The 20,171-nt window shown below is 61.1% G+C and carries 18 protein-coding genes; 9 read left to right on the forward strand and 9 right to left on the reverse strand.

The window, feature by feature from the left end:
• The first annotated feature begins 21 nt into the window (after positions 1-21).
• Positions 22-1,392 carry a gluconate:H+ symporter gene (locus tag OC445_RS17150; protein WP_105225643.1) on the forward strand — a complete coding sequence of 457 codons (1,371 nt, stop codon included), beginning with the start codon at positions 22-24 and terminating at the stop codon, positions 1,390-1,392.
• A 3-nt stretch (positions 1,393-1,395) separates the two neighbouring features.
• Here OC445_RS17150 and OC445_RS17155 read toward each other — a convergent pair whose 3' ends face one another.
• Positions 1,396-2,685 (reverse strand): MFS transporter, encoded by a 1,290-nt coding sequence (locus OC445_RS17155; RefSeq protein ID WP_262020227.1) that lies wholly within the window; start codon positions 2,683-2,685, stop codon positions 1,396-1,398.
• A 186-nt stretch (positions 2,686-2,871) separates the two neighbouring features.
• On the opposite strand from OC445_RS17155, the gene OC445_RS17160 reads away from it, so the two are divergent.
• Entirely contained in the window at positions 2,872-4,290 is a 1,419-nt protein-coding gene (locus OC445_RS17160; protein WP_034128121.1) for a short-chain fatty acid transporter, read from the forward strand.
• Positions 4,291-4,358: 68 nt separating this feature from the next.
• Here the strand turns inward: OC445_RS17160 and OC445_RS27045 are convergent, their stop codons facing one another.
• Positions 4,359-4,514, reverse strand: coding sequence for a DUF86 domain-containing protein (locus tag OC445_RS27045; protein ID WP_365691595.1), 156 nt, complete (start codon positions 4,512-4,514; stop codon positions 4,359-4,361).
• A 63-nt stretch (positions 4,515-4,577) separates the two neighbouring features.
• Positions 4,578-4,868 carry a nucleotidyltransferase family protein gene (locus OC445_RS17170; RefSeq protein WP_032893707.1) on the reverse strand — a complete coding sequence of 97 codons (291 nt, stop codon included), beginning with the start codon at positions 4,866-4,868 and terminating at the stop codon, positions 4,578-4,580.
• 155 nt (positions 4,869-5,023) lie between these two features.
• On the opposite strand from OC445_RS17170, the gene acpA reads away from it, so the two are divergent.
• The 3 genes from acpA to OC445_RS17185 all read left to right on the forward strand — a co-directional run bounded on the left by acpA (position 5,024) and on the right by OC445_RS17185 (position 8,673).
• Complete coding sequence (acpA, locus tag OC445_RS17175) at positions 5,024-6,724, forward strand: acid phosphatase (protein WP_198790999.1); 1,701 nt, start codon at positions 5,024-5,026, stop codon at positions 6,722-6,724.
• Positions 6,725-6,843: 119 nt separating this feature from the next.
• The gene (locus OC445_RS17180) at positions 6,844-8,013 is read left to right on the forward strand and encodes a hypothetical protein (RefSeq protein ID WP_034128123.1); all 1,170 of its coding nucleotides are present in this window, start codon (positions 6,844-6,846) and stop codon (positions 8,011-8,013) included.
• A 135-nt stretch (positions 8,014-8,148) separates the two neighbouring features.
• Positions 8,149-8,673 carry a hypothetical protein gene (locus OC445_RS17185; RefSeq protein WP_034128124.1) on the forward strand — a complete coding sequence of 175 codons (525 nt, stop codon included), beginning with the start codon at positions 8,149-8,151 and terminating at the stop codon, positions 8,671-8,673.
• Here OC445_RS17185 and can read toward each other — a convergent pair.
• Positions 8,670-9,314 (reverse strand): carbonate dehydratase, encoded by a 645-nt coding sequence (can, locus tag OC445_RS17190; protein ID WP_003188288.1) that lies wholly within the window; start codon positions 9,312-9,314, stop codon positions 8,670-8,672. The genes OC445_RS17185 and can overlap by 4 nt on opposite strands.
• A 138-nt stretch (positions 9,315-9,452) precedes the next feature.
• Between can and OC445_RS17195 the strand changes: the two genes are divergently transcribed.
• Positions 9,453-9,857, forward strand: coding sequence for a serine kinase/phosphatase (locus OC445_RS17195; RefSeq protein ID WP_096144133.1), 405 nt, complete (start codon positions 9,453-9,455; stop codon positions 9,855-9,857).
• A 133-nt stretch (positions 9,858-9,990) separates the two neighbouring features.
• Here the strand turns inward: OC445_RS17195 and rimI are convergent, their stop codons facing one another.
• Together rimI and OC445_RS17205 are read right to left on the reverse strand one after the other, a co-directional pair.
• The gene (rimI, locus tag OC445_RS17200) at positions 9,991-10,443 is read right to left on the reverse strand and encodes a ribosomal protein S18-alanine N-acetyltransferase (RefSeq protein ID WP_054897177.1); all 453 of its coding nucleotides are present in this window, start codon (positions 10,441-10,443) and stop codon (positions 9,991-9,993) included.
• Complete coding sequence (locus OC445_RS17205; protein ID WP_197901327.1) at positions 10,436-11,182, reverse strand: energy transducer TonB; 747 nt, start codon at positions 11,180-11,182, stop codon at positions 10,436-10,438. The genes rimI and OC445_RS17205 overlap by 8 nt, the downstream gene beginning before the upstream one ends.
• 187 nt (positions 11,183-11,369) lie before the next feature.
• Between OC445_RS17205 and mksB the strand changes: the two genes are divergently transcribed.
• The 3 genes from mksB to mksF are packed head-to-tail and all read left to right on the forward strand — an operon-like array spanning position 11,370 to position 16,181.
• The gene (gene mksB, locus OC445_RS17210; RefSeq protein ID WP_032893713.1) at positions 11,370-12,647 is read left to right on the forward strand and encodes an Mks condensin complex protein MksB; all 1,278 of its coding nucleotides are present in this window, start codon (positions 11,370-11,372) and stop codon (positions 12,645-12,647) included.
• Positions 12,637-13,344 carry an Mks condensin complex protein MksE gene (gene mksE / locus OC445_RS17215; RefSeq protein WP_054921767.1) on the forward strand — a complete coding sequence of 236 codons (708 nt, stop codon included), beginning with the start codon at positions 12,637-12,639 and terminating at the stop codon, positions 13,342-13,344. Before mksB ends, mksE begins: the two co-directional genes overlap by 11 nt.
• Positions 13,341-16,181 carry an Mks condensin complex protein MksF gene (mksF, locus tag OC445_RS17220; protein WP_198790998.1) on the forward strand — a complete coding sequence of 947 codons (2,841 nt, stop codon included), beginning with the start codon at positions 13,341-13,343 and terminating at the stop codon, positions 16,179-16,181. Before mksE ends, mksF begins: the two co-directional genes overlap by 4 nt.
• Positions 16,182-16,368: 187 nt before the next feature.
• Here the strand turns inward: mksF and OC445_RS17225 are convergent, their stop codons facing one another.
• Genes OC445_RS17225 through OC445_RS17235 form a run of 3 tightly spaced genes read right to left on the reverse strand, consistent with a single transcriptional unit; the run spans position 16,369 to position 19,934 of the window.
• The gene (locus OC445_RS17225) at positions 16,369-18,672 is read right to left on the reverse strand and encodes a PqiB family protein (RefSeq protein WP_054921763.1); all 2,304 of its coding nucleotides are present in this window, start codon (positions 18,670-18,672) and stop codon (positions 16,369-16,371) included.
• Complete coding sequence (locus OC445_RS17230) at positions 18,665-19,288, reverse strand: paraquat-inducible protein A (RefSeq protein ID WP_054897181.1); 624 nt, start codon at positions 19,286-19,288, stop codon at positions 18,665-18,667. The genes OC445_RS17225 and OC445_RS17230 overlap by 8 nt, the downstream gene beginning before the upstream one ends.
• Positions 19,275-19,934, reverse strand: a complete 660-nt coding sequence (locus OC445_RS17235) for a paraquat-inducible protein A (protein ID WP_034128130.1) — start codon at positions 19,932-19,934, stop codon at positions 19,275-19,277. Before OC445_RS17235 ends, OC445_RS17230 begins: the two co-directional genes overlap by 14 nt.
• Positions 19,935-20,171 lie beyond the last annotated feature (237 nt).

A 20,171-nucleotide genomic window follows, 5' to 3' on the forward strand; every position in this document is an offset into this window, starting at 1 on the left:
TGCTCGATAAGGAGTCCCGTCTTGGAGTTATCGACTGCCGCGTGGATGGTTCACGACACCCGCCTCATGCTCTGCGTGCTGTTGGCGATCGCCAGCATCATTGTGCTAATCAGCGCGACCAAACTGCCGCCCTTCCTGTCGATTTTGATCGGCACCTTTATCGCCGGGGTCGGCGCTGGCCTGCCGCCGGAAGAAGTGGCAAAGGCGTTCAGTAAAGGCGCCGGGGCGATTCTCGGCGAAGCCGGGATCATCATTGCCCTGGGTGCGATGCTCGGCGCGCTGATGGCCGAATCCGGCGCGGCCGACCGTATTGCCACCACGTTGCTCGGGCTGGGCAAAGGCAAGTCATTGCCCTGGGTGATGGCGTTGGTCGCCATGGTGATCGGCCTGCCGCTGTTCTTCGAAGTGGGCCTGGTGATGATGGTGCCGATCATCTTTGTGATGGCCAAGCGTTCGAACCAGCCGTTGCTGAAGATCGCCATCCCTGCACTGGCGGGCATGACCACCTTGCATGCCTTGATGCCACCTCACCCTGGGCCGCTGATTGCCGTAGGCGCATTGCACGCCGACCTGGGCCTGACCATGTTGCTGGGCTTTTGCCTGGCGGTGCCGGCAGTGATCCTGGCCGGGCCGCTGTATGGCAACTGGCTGTCCAAGCGCCTGCACGTGGATGAGCCGGCCGATATCGGCGCCTTGTTCAGCGCACCGCCCAAGGCCCCGCGCCAGCCGAGCTTCGGTGTGTCGCTGCTGATCATTCTGTTGCCGGTAATCCTGATGCTCGGCAGCACCTTGGCTAAAGTCGCGTTGGCGCCGGAAAGCACCCTCGCCCTGGCCTTGAAGTTCCTCGGTGAACCGCTGGTCGCCCTCGGCCTGGCCGTAATCGCCGCGGTCGTCTGCCTGGGTTGGGCGGCGGGCATGCCACGCGCCGACGTCGGCAACACCCTGCGCAAAGCCCTGGCGCCCATCGCCGTACTACTGCTGACTATCGGCGCCGGCGGCGGCCTCAAGCAAACCCTGCTGGACGCCGGCGTCAGCCAGACCATCAGCAAAGTCGCCGAAGGCGCGCACATGCCCTACCTGCTGCTGGCCTGGCTGATCGCCGTGGCCCTGCGCCAGGCCACCGGCTCGGCCACCGTCGCCACCACCACGACCGCCGGCATCCTCGCGCCGATGATGGCCGGGTTGGCGGCGACGCAAAGCTCATTGGTCGCCCTGGCCATCGGCGCCGGCTCGGTGTTCTTCTGCCACGTCAACGACGCCGGGTTCTGGATGGTGCGTGAGTACTTTGGCTTGCAGTTGAAACAGACGATCTGGGTGTGGTCGGTGTTGCAGACGATTGTTTCGGTGGTTGGGTTGGTGGGCACTTTGTTGCTCTGGCACTTCCTGACCTGATCCTCAGGCGGCCAGGCTGTGGCGTTTGCCAAACAACGCCACACTCGCCACCCCCACCGCCCCCATCACCACGCAATACCCCACGCAGATCCACGGGCTGGTCGGCATCAGCGCGATCAATAACAACGGTGTAGTACTTGCCCAGAGTGCATAGGCAATGTTGTAGGTGAAGGAAATGCCCGACACCCGCACCTGCGCCGGAAACAGCCCGACCATCACCGACGGCACCGCGCCCACCACGCCGCAACTCAGGCCCGCCACGGCATACGCCGCACCGAGCCACACACCGCCGGCGATCAGGCTGGCGTACAGCAGCGCAATGCCTACCGGCAGCAACAGGCTGTAGACCAATACCGCGCGCCATGCGCCGATGCGGTCCACCAGCAGGCCGGCGAGCACGCAGCCAATATTCAGGAAGACGATGCCCAGGGCGCTGAGAGCGAAGGTGTGGCTGGGGCTCATGCCGAAGGTTTTCTGCATCATGGTCGGGGTGATGACCACCAGCACTACCACGGCAGACGTCAGCACGCAGGTAAGGATCATCGCCGGCAGCAGCACGGCGCGATGGTCGCGCAGCACGGTGCGCAAGGGCATTTCGGCGGCGGCCTGGCGACGCGCCTGCATCTCCAGGAACACCGGGGTTTCAATGAGCCAGCGGCGCAGCCATACGCCGATCACACCGAATACGCCGCCGAGCAGGAAGGGGAAGCGCCAGGCGTAGTCGAGGATTTCGGCAGGGGTGAAGACTTGCGCGAGCAAGGTGGCGGTCAGCGCCCCCAGCAGGTAACCGAAGGTCAGGCCGGCCTGCAAAAACCCCAAGGCATAGCCACGATGGTGACGCGGTGCGTGCTCGGCGACGAAAGTCCAGGCGCTGGGCACCTCGCCGCCCACCGCTGCGCCTTGCAGTACGCGCAACGCCAGCAGGATCAGCGGGGCGAAATAGCCGATTTGCGCGTAGGTCGGCATGACGCCGATCAGCAGGCAGGGCAAGGCCATCATCAGGATGCTCAAGCTGAATACGCGCTTGCGTCCCAGATGGTCGGCAAAGTGCGCCATCAGGATGCCGCCCAGTGGACGGGCGAGGTAGCCGGTCACGAAAATGCCGAAGCTTTGCAACAGGCGCAGCCACTCGGGCATTTCCGGCGGGAAGAACAGTTGGCTGAGGGTCAGCGCAAAGAACACGAAGATAATGAAGTCGTAGATTTCCAGGGCGCCGCCGAGGGCGGCCAGGCCCAGGGTTTTGTAGTCGGAGCGGGAAAAACGCTGCGCCCGTGGGGAAAAGGTGGCAGTCATGTGCAGGCTCGGCAGGCAAACAAAATGGCGTGCAGGTTATGAGCTGAGCCCATCGATGGCAATCGTGACGGATATATTTGTTTTACTCATTGATCGTTGAAGATAACAACATTCCCAAATCAATGGCCGTAGAGGAACATGCCGTAAAACTGCCAAACCCCATAATAACTACAAGAGGAAAGACTCGTGGCCGATGCTATCGAAGACAGCCGCTATGCCCGATTTGCCCTGCGTTGCTCCAACTTCGCCGAGCGCTGGTTTCCTGACTCCTGGGTGTTTGCCGCCCTCGCCGTGATCATCGTCGCCGTGGCGACCCTGGGCATGGGCGCCGCACCGGCCGAAGCGGCCAAGGCATTTGGCGATGGGTTCTGGAGCCTGATCCCGTTCACCATGCAGATGGCCTTTGTGGTGATCGGCGGTTACGTGGTCGCCAGCTCACCGCCGGCAGTGAAGTTGATCGACCGCCTGGCGCGCATTCCCAAGAATGGCCGTTCGGCTGTGGCCTGGGTGGCGTTGATTTCCATGGTGGCGTCGTTGCTTAACTGGGGCCTGTCCCTGGTGTTCGGCGGTTTGCTGGTGCGGGCATTGGCCCGGCGCACGGATTTGCGCATGGACTACCGTGCCGCTGGCGCTGCAGCGTACCTGGGCCTGGGGGCCGTATGGGCGCTGGGGCTGTCGTCGTCGGCCGCGCAGTTGCAGGCCAACCCGGCCAGCTTGCCGCCGTCGATTCTGTCGATCACCGGCATGATCCCGTTCACCGAGACTATTTTTTTGTGGCAATCCGGCGTGCTGTTGCTGGCGCTGATCGTAGTGTCGCTGATCATCGCCTACGCCACCGCGCCTGGCCCCAACAGCGCCCGGGATGCCAAGGCCTGCGGCATTGACCCGGCCTTCAACCTGCCCAAGCCGCAGGCGCCGACGCGCCCCGGTGAATGGCTGGAACACAGCCCGTTGCTGACGATTCTGCTGGCGTCGCTGGCGGCCGGCTGGCTGTTCCATGAGTTCTCGACCAAGCCGGCGATCAGCGCCATCTCGGGGCTCAATACCTATAACTTCCTGTTCATCATGGTGGGCGCGCTGCTGCACTGGCGCCCGCGCAGCTTCCTCGATGCCGTGGCCCGTGCGGTGCCGACCACCACCGGCGTGCTGATCCAGTTCCCGCTGTACGGCTCGATTGCCGCACTGATGACGGTGGTCAAGGGCGGCGACGGCCAGACTCTGGCGCACCATATCTCGACGTTCTTCACCTCCATCGCCTCCCACGACACCTACGCCCTGCTGATGGGCGTTTACTCAGCAGTGCTGGGCTTCTTCATCCCCTCAGGTGGCGGCAAGTGGATCATCGAAGCGCCGTATGTGATGCAAGTGGCCAATGATCTGCAATACCACCTGGGCTGGGCGGTGCAGATCTACAACGCCGCCGAGGCGCTGCCGAACTTGATCAACCCGTTTTATATGTTGCCGTTGCTGGGTGTGCTGGGGCTGAAGGCACGGGATTTGATCGGGTTTTCGTTCGTGCAGTTGCTGGTGCATACGCCGCTGGTGTTGTTTCTGCTGTGGGCGTTGGGAACGACGCTGAAGTATTTGCCGCCTGTGATGCCCTGAATAACGGGTGACCGCAACTGTTGGTAAACAGTTGCGGTCAAGGATTTACAGGAAGGCGTGCCAATAGATCAGGTAATGCACTCTGTACAAGGAATATGTGAATGGCGTGCCGCGAAGTCCGGATGCTGATCCATGATTTTCGTCGACACTTCACCAATGATGATCAGGCTCATGACCACAGCTTGTTGTGTTCGCCGGTCCTCCAAAAACTCTTCTTTGCTCAAGCCCTCTACAAAAGTGATCGCGTCAGTGGCAGCTTGCCAGATAATCCCCTAGCCGACTTTCCGTCATACTGGCCGGGCCTCCGCTAGCACTTTATCGCGAAACTTCAAAGGCAAGTCGCCAGGCGTAAGCAGGTCGACATTAACGCCGAGCAAGTCCTCAAGCTCGACCTGCAACCCACCGAGATCAAAGAGCGTTGTGCCCGGCGGCGCGTCTACCAGCAAATCAAGATCACTGCCTTCTTGGTCAGTCCCCATCAGTACCGACCCAAATACTCTGGGATTGGAAATACGGAAACGTCCGACCACTTCTCGTACAGCCGTTCGTTGCAGATCAAGTGCAGTTGAAGGTCTCACGACTCACCTCAGTGATGTGCATTAGAAGGGCAGTCTAGCAGCGCTTGAGCCGTGTAGACACGCCCCGCCCATTACACGCGTGTCTTTGTTCCGTCACATTCCATTGCTACCGTCCTGCGAAATATCTTGCAACATCTCGCCAAGGATTCCTCGCAATGAGTGACGAGCACAACGACCACCCTGCGCACGACTGCGCCCCCAAAACGCCGGTAGACACCAGCCGTCGGCGCTTCCTCGGCGGTGCGGCGGTGTTGGGGGTGGGGGCGACCTTGAGTGCCTGCGGCAATACCAGCGAAGCACCGAGCCCACCCGTGGCGCGGCCGCTCACGCCCCAGGAACTGGACAAGGCGCTGCGCGAGCAGGTGAAAACCGTGGTGGTGATTTATGCCGAGAACCGCAGCTTCAACAACCTGTTCGCAGATTTCCCCGGGGTGGAGAAACCGCTGTCGGCGTTAACCGCCAAGGACTTCCAGCAGCGCGACCGCGATGGCAGCGTATTGCCTGCCCTGCCACCGAGCTGGGGCGGTGTGTTGCAGGTCGGCCCACAAACGGTGGACGGGGTGACTTACCCCAGCGAAGTGCAATTCCAGCAAAACCTGCCCAACGCGCCGTTCGCCCTCAAAGGCCCGCAGGGCGAAGACCTGCCATTGAGCCTGGTGACCCGCGACCTATGGCACGTGTTCTACCAGAACCAGATGCAGATCAACGGCGGCAAGAATGATGGTTTTGTCGCCTGGGGCGATTCCGGTGGGCTGGTGATGGGCCATTACGCCCAAAGCCGTTATGCCCTGCGCCTGTGGGACGTGGCCAAGGAGTTTGTGCTGTGCGATAACTTCTTCCAGGGCGCGTTTGGTGGCTCGTTCCTTAACCACCAGTACCTGATCAGCGCCACCGCGCCGTTTTATCCCAATGCCGCGCAGTCGGTGGCCAAGGCGCAGATCGCCACGCTGCAAAGCGATGACCCCAGCGACACGCGCCTAAAGCCCTTGGACACGTCACCGGCCAGCGCCATGACCGGCCCACCACAATTCGGCCCCAGCGCACTGACACCCGATGGTTACGGCGTAAACACCCTGGCCCCACCCTACTGGCCCACCTGGATCCGCGACCCGCAAAACCCGGATTACTCCAAGCCCGACCTGCCCAATGTGCTGGTGCCGCAAACCCACGAGCATATTGGCGACAAGCTGTCGAAGAAGAACATCGACTGGGCCTGGTACGCCGGTGCGTGGCAAGCCACCCTGGAGCAGTTCAAGGACTCCGGCGGCATCCCCAAGATTCCGAATTTCCAGTACCACCACCAGCCGTTCAATTACTTCAAGCAGCAAGGGCCGCAAAACCCGGCAGAACGTGCCAGGCGTCTGCGTGACGGCGGTTTGGGCGATGAGTCAAGCACCAACCGGTTCTTCGCCGACGCCCAGGCCGGCAAGCTGCCCGCCGTGAGCTTCTACAAACCCCAGGGCAACTTGAACATGCACGCCGGTTATGCCGACGTGGCCTCGGGCGACCGCCATATCGCCCGCGCCTTGAAGGTGCTGCAAGAAAGCCCGCAGTGGAAAAACATGGTGGTGGTGGTGACCGTGGATGAAAACGGCGGCTGGTGGGACCACGTGGCGCCGCCCCAGGGTGACCGCTGGGGCCCGGGCTCGCGGGTTCCGGCGCTGGTGGTGTCGCCGTTTGCCCGCAAAGGCACGGTGGACCATACGGTGTACGACACGGCATCGATCCTGCGTTTGATCACCCGGGTGTTCCAGTTGGAAACCCTGGACGGCCTCAAGCAGCGCGATGACGCGATGATCGCGCGCGGCCAGAAACCCATGGGCGATCTGAGCAATGCCTTGCAGTTCAGCCTGTAGGGGCTTATCCAATAACGACATGCCGGGCGATTTAACACGCGATTTTCCCGGTCAGCCGCTACTGTGTGCAGGTGGGCTTCCATCCCGCGCAGACGGGCTTCGCTGACAAGGAATCGACTATGTTTAAACCGACCAGGCTGTCCTTCACCCTCGCCGCACTACTGGCGAGTGCGGTCGTACAGGCCGACATCGAGGTGCCACTGGGCAGCACGCAGCGCGTCACCCAGTTGTTCGCGTACCCCAACAACTGCAATGTGATCTGCTTCCGGCCATGGTCACTGGAGCAGACCGCCGAACACTATTTGAACCAGAGCCTGCAACGTGACGGTTACAGCCGGGCCAAGGTCAGTGTGAAGACCCACGACGGTCAGGTCACGGCGACCTTCAGCGGCGTGCCCGACAGTTACGGCCAGCCACTGACCACGCTGCTCAATACCGCCGACCTGGCTTACCAAGGCGCCAGCCAGCTCAACAGCGATGGCAAATGGGCCTACAACTGGTACCTGTTCCTGCCGTTGGGCATGGCCCTGGAAAACCGCAAAAGCATCGAGCTGTTGCACTTCCCTCCGGATTACTCGCTGACCCAGGCCCAGGATTACCTGGAATCGGCCACCACCGACCGCTGGGCCACCTTGTTAAGCGAAAATGGCGTACCGGCCACGGAAACGCCGGCGTACCAGACCATCATCGATATCGCGCCCATCGCTGCGCCGTCCAATGCCGGCAAAGACCTGGAAACCGTCTACGGATATTTCACCGACTACCAGACCCGCATGGTCAAGGAACTGAGCCTGCGCCCTGGCGGCGCATTACCCATGGTGGCCTTCGGCGCGCCAGTGCGTAGCTGGATCAAGCAACAATACGGGCAAACCGTGGGCGTGCTGAGCCTGGCGCAGATCAGCCCGGAGCCTGGCAAAACCGTCGCGGTATTGGGCGCCAACCACCCAAGTTACATTTGGTATGCGGCCAGCCCCGACAGCTATGACGGTGATGAACAAAAGGCTGATGACGCCGGTTTGAAAGTGATGGGCCAGGACTTGAGCGCCGCCTGCTGGCAAGCAGGCATGGGCCAGAAACCCGCCAGCGATGCGAACGTATTGCTCAAGGCCTGCCTGAACACTTGGCAAGTCACGCGCAAGGAGCAGACGTGTGAATTGTTCTACACCTCGGTGCGCCACCTGACGCCCGAGCAGGCCAACGCCAAGTGCGCCACAGCGCCTATCAAAGCGCAGTTGAAACTGTTGAGAAATGCCGCTCCCACGCCCACCGTCATAGCCCCCGCGCTTTAAGGCGAAGAAACCGTTTCTACTGTCAACTTTGACAGTAGAAACCGGATCCCACTTCGGCGAATCTAGGGCCGCGCCCATTTGCTGCAAGACTGGCCGTCACACCCGCAGGTCCATGCAGCCCCGCTCAGGAGAGTGATGAAAACTCGAGCCATGGATAAGGCTGAAACGGCTGTGAATGACTGCCTCTATCCCTTCAAGACGCTGCTCGTGGAACAGGGTTACCCCTCGACCGAGCACTTTGAGGTCAAGCAAGAGGCTGAAGGGGTTGCGGCCAGGGTCACGGCGCGCGTGGCCTTTGAGAGTCGCACGCGCATTGCTAAGGTTTCCGGTTATGCCGTGAGCGAACGGCGCCCGTACACGCTGCAACTGTCACCCCGCATCCACTTGTACGATTGTTGGCTCTGCGGCCTGTTACAGCACTCCTGCAACCCGAACGTGTTTCTAGACACGACGTACCTGGAGCTATGGACGGTGCAACCCATCGGCGCCGGCAGCTTGCTGACGCTGGATTACGCCACCACCGAAGACACACTGGCCCGGCAGTTCGCTTGCCATTGCGGCGAGCTGAACTGCCGGGGCTGGATCACCGGCAGCAAGGAGCCGCTGAACGCCGAAGGCCAGGCCTTCATGGCCTGGTGGCGTGAGCACAAACGACCTTAGGCTTCGCCCAACGGACGCAGGCGGTATTGCGGCGGCAATTGCTCGAAGCCACTGATGGTGGTGTTCAAACTCTTCCAGCGACCGTCCTTGATGCCATAGATGCAGCCATGGATCGACAGGCTCTGCCCACGATGCCAGGCATTTTGCACAATGCTGGTGTGGCCGACGTTGGCCACCTGCTGGATCACGTTGAGCTCGCACATGCGGTCCACACGCTCTTCTTCGGTCGGCAACTGGGCCAGCACATCGCGGTTTTCGTAGTAAAGGTCGCGAATGGTGCGTAGCCAGCCGTCGATCAGGCCGAACTGGCGGTCCTGCATCGACGCACGCACGCCGCCACAGCCGTAGTGACCGGTGACGAGGATGTGTTTGACCTTGAGCACGTCCACCGCGTACTGGATCACCGACAGGCAGTTGAGGTCAGTGTGCAGCACCACGTTGGCCACGTTGCGATGCACAAACAGATCACCGGGCAACATGCCGACGATCTCGTTGGCCGGTACACGGGCATCGGAGCAGCCGATCCACAGGTATTCCGGGGTCTGCTGGCGGGCGAGCTTGGCGAAGAATTCGGGATCTTCCTGTTTGATCGCGTCCGCCCAGCGTTCGTTGTTATCAAGCAGGTCTTGTAGTTCGTTCATCAGGGAAGCCTCAGGAATGATGCGCAGGTTTGTGACTGACAAGCCCTCGTCCGGGTCACGCCAGGCGCTAATTAGCTTGAATTTTTTGGCTGCCATGCCTGTCCACACACTATAAGCCCCACAGTATGAGGATTGGCCATGACTGAATCACGACGTCCCTACGGCGCAACGCAGCCGGAACCGATCGATGACAACGAAGACCGCATGGGTGAGATGCGCGAGCTGGATTTTGACGAGCAGGACCAGACTGCGGAAATCGGCGACGAGCTGCCCCGCCGTGAGCGCGACCATCTGATGCCCGACGAACGGGTGCGCGAAGCCGGGCTGACCGGCGCATCGACGGATGATCATGAATCCACCGACGACGATATGAGCCCGGAGACGCTGATCCGTGAGGACGGCGCGCGGGATGCGCAGGAGGAAGGCGAAGACAATGCCGCCGACTATGACTTGAGCGTCGTGGGAGAGAATGACATTGGTGGCGGGAATGGGTTGGATGAGGCGGAACTGGCTGATCTGGACCCGCTGAACCGCAAGCGCTGATCGATCATCACCCTATGTAGGTGTAGGAGCGAGCTTGCTCGCGAAAAACCCACCGGCGCCGCGGTCATCCAGGAAGCACGCGTTATCGTTGACGTTTTTCGCGAGCAAGCTCGCTCCTACAGCTCACGGTTGTTCAGTCGACGAGGGTGCAGGCCATCACGACTGCATCTTCGCGGCCACCCACCGCCGGGTAGTAATCCCGGCGACGGCCGATCTCGTTGAAGCCATAACGCTCATACAGGCGAAACGCGCCGGTATTGCTGTCGCGCACTTCCAGGAAGCACTCCCGGGCATTGGCCGCATAGGCACGGGACATCAGGTGCTCCAGCAAAGCAAGGCCCAAACCACGGCCCTGGTTTTCCGGCTTCACAGTAATGTTCAGCAAGTGCGCTTCATCGAGAATGATCTGCACCACCCCGTGCCCCACTTGCTGCTCGCCTTCGAACATCAGCCAGATCTGGTACTTGCCCAGCCCGTCGAGAAAAATCCCGCGGGTCCAGGGGTGGCTGAACGCCGCGTATTCGATTTTCAGCACGGCCTCGAGGTCGGCCTCGGTCATCGGGCGAAAGGATAAAGCCTCACTCATCAGTTGTTTTCCAGCGCGCCATCAGCCGGCGCATGGCTTGCCAGACATCAGCCTTACGCTGTGGCTCTTCCATTAATAATTCCAGGCCCGGCAGGGCCCACACCGAACCCAGGCCTTCAACCTGCAGCTCGCGGTACCAGGCCTCGGCGTTTGCTTCACCGGCAAACCGCACAGCGGGCAGGCCGATCAGCCACAGGCACACGCAAGGCTCGTCTTCCAGGCGTGCCGAGACAAACCCCTGGACGAAATCTCGTGCGGCCTCGGGGCCCTGGTCCATGGTGCCGCGCACCAGCAGCGGCCAGCGCACCGGCTCACCGACGATTTGCGGGCTGTCGGGCAGGCCGGCGGCGCGCAGCATGTCCTTGAGCAAAAGGTAGGCCGGGTCGCGGGACTGGAAACGTTCGCCGGTCGGCAGTTCCACCAGCAACAGGCAACGCCCGGCCCGCAGCAATTGCAGGGCAAAGCGTGGCGGCGGCACGACCGGCGCCTTGGCCACCGGCGCAGCCTCCTCCAGCACCTTGGCAGCTTTGGTCACCGGCGCAGGGCGCGGCACTTCGATCTTGGCCCGTTCGACCACCGGGCGCGTCTCAGGGGTGGGCTTGACCACCGCCACGGGCAGGGCCGCTTCTTCCCCCGACGACTCGAAAGCCTCATAAGGCTCAAGCGCCTGCAACAACTCGGGCCGCGACGGCGCGGCAAACGGCAGTTCGGTGCGGGGCAGCCAGTTGACCACCTGCATGGCGGTCAAGTAAGCGCGACGTCGGGACTCGATAAGCACAGCTCGGCCACTTGTGGATAAGTAAAGAGCGGGGATTCTACCGCTGTTCGGCAACAATCGCCCACTGCGCACTGACCGGCTGTGGATAAATCCCGCGCCTGATGCAGTACAATCGCGACTTTTAATCGCCAACCAGCCGGCCATTCCCATGATCGAACCCAAGCGCGTCCTGCGCGCCCTCGCCGAACACTGGGCCTTACTTGAGCCTCTGTGCGAACACTTCGACCAAGGCACCCTGAGCCTGGCCGAGCTGCGCGCACAGTTGGCCGCCCAACAACTGGACAGCACGCCCCAGGACATCACCAGCCTACTGGACGTGTGGATTCGCCTGGATATCCTGGTACCTGTCGCCAAGAGCCCGAACCGTTTCGAGCTCAACGCGCAGATCCACGACTTCCTCGCCTATCTTCGCAAGGAGCACCGGCTTGGCCTGTGCCTGGAAATCGAAGCCTACCTGCGCCACCTGGAGCGTCTGGCCGGTTACATCCAGGACGCCTTCGACATCCGTGACGGCCACGACCTGGCCCGGCAACTGCGCCTGCTGGATATGCGCGTGCGCGATGTGCTCAAAAAACTCGCCAACGACGAACAGGCCCTCGCCGCCGTGGCCGACCGCGCCAAGACCAGCGACCGCCAGATCCCGTTGCGCCAGCGTTACGCCGAGGTATTGGCGACCTGGGACGAATACGTCGAGCCGATGATCCAACTGGTGAACGCCGACGGCGCCTTCGAGCAAGGCGTACGCAAGGTGGAAAACGTGCTGCTGCGCATGCTCACCGAGCAACAGCGTCTTGGCCACCTGGTAGATGACGACATGCTGCTGCGCACCCATGCGCGCATCCTCGAGATGCAAACCAGCGCCCAGCTGACCTTGCGCCATGCGCGGGAGTTGCTGCTGCCGCTGCGTGAAGAAGCACGCCGGCATAACGCCGTGACTCGCGGTGCGGCGCTGGCCCTGTCGGCGATTCGCCGCAAAGGCCTGGACGCGGTGCCGCAAGCGGCGATGCCGATGTTCACCCGGCCGCAAAGCACCTTTTTGGGCAGTGCGAGCCAGGTCGAGGCCTATGTGTATGCCCTGGCCAATTTCGAACCCAAGCCGGCGCGTTTCCCCAAGGCGCACAAGTCCCACAAAGGCGAAGCCCAGCGCGCACCGCGTACGGTCAAGGAAATGCTCGAACGCTGCGAAGACGCGCTGCCGATGCCCGACCTGATGACCTGGCTGCTGGAGCAGGAACCGGACGGCGCCACCGATGAATTGCTGTACTGGTTCTCGCGCCTGTCCCGGGAAAAACGCTTCAAGCGCGAGCGCCTGGAACGTCGCGATTACCACACCCACGAGCACCAGGTCAGCCTGCGCTCCTTCGCCCTGCTCCCGGCCGGCGTCGATGCCACCGAGAATTCTGCGAGCACGCCTTATGCATCTTGATCTATCCGAACTGTCCCAGCTGGCGCCGATCTTTCGCGAGCTGTTCAAGGGTTACCACGTCAGCCGTCGCGACCCGGAGCTGTACGCGCAATTGTCGAACTTCCAGGACCAGTACCGCACGCTGTTCAAGGCCCTGGGCTTTGAGCTGGTGTGCGATACCCGCGGCTTCTATTACTTCGTGCCGGACACTGCCGTGGCTGCCGCGCAGGTGAACAAAACCGCCCAGCGCCTGGCCCTGTTCACCTTCATCATCGTCGAACACCTGGCCGACCAGGGTCGCGACCCGATTGCTGTGCTCGACGGCGGCAGCCTGGGCCGCGATGAATTGCCTTCGTTGCTGGAGAAATACCGTGACCTGTTTATCCAGGCCGAGGTACAGACCCAGGAAGAGCTCGAAGAAAAAATCATGCGCCGCATGACCCAACTGGGTTTTGCCAGCGAAGACAACGGTATCTACCGCTTCCTGCCGCCGATGCACCGCTTCCTGGATGTGTGCCTGTCGGTGCAGCAGGACCGCGACCTTGCCGCCAGCGTACACAGCGTACTGCCGCTGCCGGCACCGGTGATATTCGACGAAGACAGCGACGAGAAACTGCTGAAGACCGATGACCCGCTGGATCTGAGCGCCTTCACCGAAGAAAGCGAAGAAGATGCCCTGGCCCGTGCCATTGCCGAAGAACAGGAGACCGACGCATGAGTAAGGAACGCTACGGCATCCGCCGCTTCGCCCTATTGAACACCGCCGGTTACAGCCTGGGCTTGTTCCCGCTGGAAGAACCGCTGTCGGTGTACGGCGCCAACAACCTGGGTAAATCCGCCTCGATCAACGCCTTGCAATTCCCGATCCTGGCACGCATGTCGGACATGAGCTTCGGCAAGTACACCCTGGAACAATCGCGGCGTTTCTACTTTGCCACCGACACCAGCTACATCCTGGTAGAAGTCTCTCTGCCCCACGGCCCGCACGTTATCGGCGTGGTCGGCCGCGGCCCGGGCGGCGGCTTTGGTCACCAGTTCTTTGCCTACGCCGGCAAGCTGGACCTTACCCACTACCAGAAAAACGACACCTGCCTGCGTCAGAAAGAGCTGTTCACCAACCTTGAGCGCGAGGGCCTGAAAGCCTACGAGCTCAAGCCCGATGAACTGCGGCGCTTGCTGGTGGGCGGGCATACGTCGGTCCCGCTGGACCTGACGCTGATTCCGCTGCGCTCCACCAGCGAGCAGAGCCTGAAGACGTTCCGCGCGCTGTTTATCAACCTGCTGCACATGCGCGAAATCACCGCGGCCAAGCTCAAGCAACTGTTCCTTGATGCCTTCGAACACAGCCTGCGTTCGGGCAGTGTCGACTACATCGCGGCCTGTGAAGAAGCCTTCCGTGATGTGCGACGCATGGAGCAGGACTACAACTCGCTGGTGGCTGCCGGCCCCTTGGTTGAAGCCCTGGCCAATGGCGTGAAACAGCGCGACGCCCTGCGCGGCAAACTGCATCGCCTGTCGCCGCTGCTGGATTCGTTGCTGGGCACCTGGTCGGACTACGCCAGTGCGCGCAAGGAAGAGCTGACCATCCAGGCCGAACACTACCGCAACGAGCAGGACGCGCTGCAAAACGACCAGCGCGGCGGCACACAGGAGCTGATGCGCCTGGAGCGGGAAATCAGTGGCATCCAGCGTTGGTTGGGCGAGTTGTCCGTGCTCAAGCACCGCTTTGCCCTGGTGGATGACGTCAAGATGCTGGAGCAGCAATTGCTCGCCGCCAAGGATGCCCACGATGAACTGGCGGGCGCCTTGGCGCAGTCGCGGCAGTTCAGCGCCGAGGACTTGGAAGAACGCCTGCGCGACCTGGAAAAGCGCTTGAAGTCGGTCAAGCAGCAACTCGATCACGCGGACAACAACAGCTACGCCAAGCTGCGCGAAGAATTTTCGCAGCAGGATGTCGAGCGCCTGATGCGCCTGTTCAACAGCTCGCTGTTCAGCTTGCCGCTGGGCGAACATGGCATCACGCTGGACGAGGACGGCCAGTGGGTCAAATCCCTGGAGCAGATTCTCGATGGCTTCAAGGGCGAGCGCTTTGAGGTGCCGGGGCTGTCCATCGACATCTCGCACATCGAGCCGCCGGCACTGCAAGCCCTGGCGGATCGCGCCGCGTTGCGTGACCAGAAAGAGCGCCTGGAAAAAGAGCTCAAGCAACTGAAAACCCAGCAGGCCGTGGCGTCCGACCGCGCCGCAAGCAAGACCCAGACCGAAGCGCTGTACCAGCAGGTACTGGATGCCCAAAAGGCCCTGGAAGACTTCCGCCGCACCCAGACCCTGAGCGCCGAAGAAGGCGAGAAGCTGGAAAACCTGGCGCAGATGGAAGCGGCCCAGGACGAGTTGAAGCGTTCCAGCGATGCCTTTACCGAGCGCGTCCAGCAACTGTCGGCCAAGCTGCAACTGGTCGGCCGTCAGATCGGCGATATGGAAGCCAAGCAACGCACGCTGGATGACGCGTTGCGCCGTCGTCAGCTGTTGCCGGCGGACCTGCCGTTCGGCACGCCGTTCATGGACCCGGTCGACGACTCCATGGACAACCTGCTGCCGCTGCTCAATGACTATCAGGACAGCTGGCAGGGTTTGCTGCGCGCCGATGGCCAGATCGAAGCGCTGTACGCCCAGGTACGTCTCAAGGGCGTGGCCAAGTTCGACAGCGAGGATGACATGGAGCGTCGCCTGCAGCTGCTGATCAACGCTTACGCGCATCGCACCGATGAGGCGTTGACACTGGGCAAGGCACGCCGTGCCGCGGTGACCGATATCGCGCGTACCCTGCGCAATATCCGTAGCGACTACGACAGCCTTGAACACCAGTTGGCGTTGTTCAACCGCGAGATCAACAAACGCCAGGTGTCCAACCTGCAGAGCTTTCGCATTGTGCTGGCGCCGAACAAGGAAGCCCTCAAGCATATCGACCAGATCATCCACAGTGCCGGTCAGTATGAAGAAGGCGAGACCCTCTCGGTGTTCGACCTCAGCCAGAGCGCCGAACAGGACAACAAGAACGAAGAAGCCAAGGAATACCTGGCTCGCCTGGTAGCCGCCAACCATAACCAGTTGGGCCTCAAGGACTTGTTCGAATTGGCGTTCGAGATCACCAAGGTCAACGGCCAGCCGGTGATCCATACCGACATCGACGGCGCTGCGTCCAATGGCACCACCATGACCATCAAGGCGCTGACCAACATGTACCTGTTGCTGCACTTGATGGACCGCGACCAGGCCGGCCGTGTGCGCTTGCCGTACTACCTCGATGAGGCGGCGGACATCGATGAGAAGAACCAGGCCGCCTTGCTGGAAACCAGCTTGCAGCTGGGCTTCGTGCCGATCCTGGCGAGTGTAAAGCCGCAGGTCTCTGCCCAGGTGGCTATCGACCTGGAAGGCGGCAGCGGGCCGAACGGGATCTACATTGATGAGGCGGACTGGAAGTACATCCGTCGCCATGATGTGGTGAAGGCGACGATGAATGTGCAGGCGGACGAGCCGGAGCTGGATGAAGTCTGACGGGCTGTACTGAAAGGCAAAAAGGCCGCGATCTTTTGGGATCGCGGCCTTTTTTTCGGCTTGGGATTTGCGGTGTGTTTGTGGGCCTCATCGCGGGCAAGCCCGGCTCCCACAGTTGGAATGCATACTTGCTGAAAATGCATATCCCTGTGGGAGCCGGGCTTGCCCGCGATAGCCGCGCCTCGGTTTATTTACCGAGTGGAATCTTAGGCGCCCAGGTCAGCCATTCATCCTCAAACTTGTCGAACAACGGGAACGTCTGCTGCGGCCGTGCCGGGTTACCCATGCGCTCGCCATCCGGGGTGGCAAAGGCGATGCCGCCGGCCACCAGCGTTTCAAGGGACTCGGTACGCACGGTCGCGCCCTTGAACAAGCCGAAGTCGAGGCCAAAGCCGCTGGTGTTCCAGAAGCGGCTGCCACTGCGTACCAGAGGTGCGTACTTGGGCTCGATCAGGATGTGCACCAACACACGGTCGGCGGTCTGGCCCAGCTCATAGCCGGTGACTTTGCCGACCGTCACTTCACGGTAGGTGACCGGCACCCCTTCCTTCAACGAACCACGGCGGGCGGCGCTGAGTGTGAGGCTCAGGCCAGCTTCCTGATGCACGGTTTCAGGCGGCTGGGTCAGGGCGACAAAGCTCTTCTGCGGGCCGGCGTTTTTCGCGGCCGGTTGCACCTCGATGTATTGGCCAGTGACCAGGGTCTCCAGGTTAGCCGTCTTCATCAGCCCCAGTTCCGGCTTGACCACCCAGAACTGGCTGCCCGTACGCGCAATGCGGTCCGCAACCTGAGTGATACGCGCCTTGAGCAGCACCGACTGCATGTCGGCACTGAGGTCGACACTTTCGATCTTGCCCACATCCAGCCCCTTGAAGCGCACCGGTGTGCCGGCGCTCAGGCCGTCGGCGCGGTCGACTTTGATGGTCACCAGAGTGCCGTGCTGGTTGGCGGCATCACGGTCGGCATACAGGCGAAAGCGCGGGATGCGATGTTTCAATGGCACGTTCGGTTCCGGCGTTTCGAAGGCGATACCGCCCGCCATCAGGCTGGCCAGGGATTCGCTTTTGACCTGGATACCGCCGGTGAGCCCGCCCGTAAGGGTGACGCCGCTGGCATTCCAGAAGCGCGTCGAGCCGTTGACCAGGCTTTCGTATTCCTTCTCGATATGAACGCCGATCACTAGTTGTTTTTTCTTGCGTGAAAACTGGTAACTCTGCACCGAACCGACTTTGACCTGTTTGTACAGAATCGGGCTGCCGACATCCAACGAGCCCAGGCTGTCGGTGAGCAACACCATGTGCAGGCCCGGGGAACGCAGGTCCAAAGGTGGCGCCTTGGCGCGGGCTACGTATTCGCGTTGTGGCGGGGTGCCTTTGTCGCCTGGGCGAATCGCGATGTAGTTGCCCTTGACCAAGGCCTCCAGGCCGGTGATGCCCGCCAGGGAGATGGACGGTTTGACCACCCAGAATTGCGTGTCTTCGACCAGGTAGTCTTCAGCCAATGGATCGAGGGTCAGCTCGGCACTGGCGCTGGACAGGTCCGGGTCGATCTTCAGGGTTTTCAGGCTGCCGACCTGGATGCCTTTGTACATGACCGGCGTACGCCCGGCCTGCAGGCCTTCAAAGTCGGTGAGTTTGACCTTGACCTTGATGCCCGCTGCGGCGGCGTCGAAATCTTCGTATAGGCGGAAAGGCAGACTCGGGTCGGTGGGCGGGCTGTCTTTGCGGTTTTCAGGAGTGGCGAAGGCGATACCTCCGGCGACAATGCTGGAGAGGGATTCGCTGCGCACTTTCAAGCCGGAAAGGTTGGCGTCGATACTGATGCCGCTGGCATTCCAGAAACGCGTGTGTTTGCGCACCAGGTTGGCATAGGTCGGCTCGATATAGACCTTGACCTCGACGGTGCTCTGGTCTTCAGACAGCAGATAGCTTTTGACCTGACCGACCTGAATCTGCTTGTAGAACACCGGACTGCCACGGTTCAACGAGCCCAGGCGATCGGCCTTGAGGGTCAGGTGCAAGCCGGGCTTGGCGTCGGATAACGGCGGCTCTTCGGAGAGCGCCTTGAACTTGCGCGTGGGCTCGCCATCACCGGGGCTGGCGGCGATGTAGTTACCTGAAACCAGGGTTTCCAGGCCGGTGATACCGGCAAGGCTGACGCTGGGCTTGACCAACCAGAAGCGGGTGTTGGTCTTGAGGTACTGCTCCACGTCCTTGTTCATCTCGATGGTGGCGATCACCCCGCGATTGCTGCCTTCGTCATCCAGGGCCAGGGTTTTGACCTTGCCCACGGTCATGCCTTTGTAGACCACTTCGGTCTTGTTGACCTGAATACCTTCGCCGCTTTCAAAGCGAACTTGAATCTCGATACCTTGCTGGGAATAGGCACGCCACCCCAGCCAGCCACCGATGATCAGGGCAATCAGGGGCAGCACCCAAATGGCCGACCAGTTAGAGGCTGGGCGGGTTTTAGCTTTAGGCAAATCACTCATGGTCGTCGTCCGACTCCGTGTTATCCCAAATCAGTCGGGGATCGAAAGTTACTGCGGCAAACATCGTCAAGATCACCACACTGGCGAACGCCGCAGCGCCGAGGTTGGCCTCGATACTGGCTAGCCGCCCAAAGTTAACGAGCGCCACCAGGATGGCGATCACGAAGATATCCAGCATGGACCAACGCCCAATGAACTCGATAAAGCGATACATCACAATGCGTTGTTGCGCGGACAGCGGTTGGTGACGCTGCACCGAGAACAGCAGCAGGCCAATGCCGACCAACTTGAAGGTCGGTACCAGGATACTGGCGATGAACACCACGGCAGCGATAGGAAACATCCCGTGCTGCACCAGCTGGATGACACCCGACATGATGGTGCTGGGGTCGCCTTGGCCGAGGGAGCTGACCGTCATGATGGGTAACAGGTTAGCGGGGATATACAGGATCGCCGCGGTGATCAACAGCGCCCAGGTACGTGTAAGGCTATTGGGGCGACGGGCATGGATCAACGCGCCACAACGGGTGCAGAGTTGCTCCTCGCTATCCGCTTCCTGCTTGTTCAACTCATGGCATTCTGTACAAATCAGAATACCTGCATCAATCGCCCGCATGGTCATCCTCTCCTGACAGCGCTTGCCAGATCTGATGGGGCGACATCACCACCTCAAGCAGAACTTGAACCATTAATAGACTCACGAAGCAGACCAGACCCAGGCCAATTGTGATGGAGGCCATGTCGGCGAGCTTTACGATCGCCACCAGCACACCCATCAAGTAGACCTCCAACATCCCCCAGTCCTTCATGTGGTGGTAGATGCGATATAGCAGCAGCCCGTAATTGCGCCCTATGTTCCAGCGAATACTGAGCAGCACTGCCAACTGGCACAGAAGCTTGAGCAAGGGGATGCCCATGCTGCACAGGAACACCACGGCGGCAACGCCTTGCATGCCCGTATCGAACAGGCCAACGACGCCGCTCCACACGGTGTCCTCCGAAGACTGCCCGAGTAGATTGAGCTGCATGATGGGCAAAAAGTTCGCGGGGACGTACAGCAGCAGGGCTGCCAGTACCAAGGCGAGACTGCGCTCGACCACATTGTGACGGTGAGCGTATAGCTCGTAGCCGCAGCGTGGGCATTGGGCTTTTTCGCCGAGGGCGAGCGTTGGTTTGCGCATCAGCAAGTCGCACTCATGGCATGCCACCAGATCGTCTAGCGGTAAATCCGATACCTCGTGGGCATCAACCGGATCGGGCATAGATAGGGCTCTGACTCTAAAAATGATTAGGTGGCTATTCTAGTGGTGTCGCTCAGAAATAACTGTGCAAATTTGTCGGGGCAGTCAGGTCGGAGGTTGGGGCGCACAGGTGTACGGGGACAAGGTGGACACTTTTCGAGCGCCCAAAACAAAACCCCAACTGCTTTCGCAATTGGGGTTTCGGAATTTAATCTTGACGATGACCTACTCTCACATGGGGAAACCCCACACTACCAT

Source organism: Pseudomonas sp. Pse35, from assembly GCF_024519715.1.
GTDB lineage: Bacteria > Pseudomonadota > Gammaproteobacteria > Pseudomonadales > Pseudomonadaceae > Aquipseudomonas > Aquipseudomonas paracarnis.

Bases quoted from the DNA above. Each gene is read 5' to 3' on its own strand.
- OC445_RS17155 (WP_262020227.1), bottom strand. From the start codon at position 2,685: ATGACTGCCACCTTTTCCCCACGGGCGCAGCGTTTTTCCCGCTCCGAC.
- acpA (WP_198790999.1), top strand. From the start codon at position 5,024: ATGAGTGACGAGCACAACGACCACCCTGCGCACGACTGCGCCCCCAAA.
- OC445_RS17180 (WP_034128123.1), top strand. From the start codon at position 6,844: ATGTTTAAACCGACCAGGCTGTCCTTCACCCTCGCCGCACTACTGGCG.
- OC445_RS17185 (WP_034128124.1), top strand. From the start codon at position 8,149: ATGAAAACTCGAGCCATGGATAAGGCTGAAACGGCTGTGAATGACTGC.
- can (WP_003188288.1), bottom strand. From the start codon at position 9,314: ATGAACGAACTACAAGACCTGCTTGATAACAACGAACGCTGGGCGGAC.
- OC445_RS17195 (WP_096144133.1), top strand. From the start codon at position 9,453: ATGACTGAATCACGACGTCCCTACGGCGCAACGCAGCCGGAACCGATC.
- rimI (WP_054897177.1), bottom strand. From the start codon at position 10,443: ATGAGTGAGGCTTTATCCTTTCGCCCGATGACCGAGGCCGACCTCGAG.
- OC445_RS17205 (WP_197901327.1), bottom strand. From the start codon at position 11,182: ATGCAGGTGGTCAACTGGCTGCCCCGCACCGAACTGCCGTTTGCCGCG.
- mksB (WP_032893713.1), top strand. From the start codon at position 11,370: ATGATCGAACCCAAGCGCGTCCTGCGCGCCCTCGCCGAACACTGGGCC.
- mksE (WP_054921767.1), top strand. From the start codon at position 12,637: ATGCATCTTGATCTATCCGAACTGTCCCAGCTGGCGCCGATCTTTCGC.
- mksF (WP_198790998.1), top strand. From the start codon at position 13,341: ATGAGTAAGGAACGCTACGGCATCCGCCGCTTCGCCCTATTGAACACC.
- OC445_RS17225 (WP_054921763.1), bottom strand. From the start codon at position 18,672: ATGAGTGATTTGCCTAAAGCTAAAACCCGCCCAGCCTCTAACTGGTCG.
- OC445_RS17230 (WP_054897181.1), bottom strand. From the start codon at position 19,288: ATGCGGGCGATTGATGCAGGTATTCTGATTTGTACAGAATGCCATGAG.
- OC445_RS17235 (WP_034128130.1), bottom strand. From the start codon at position 19,934: ATGCCCGATCCGGTTGATGCCCACGAGGTATCGGATTTACCGCTAGAC.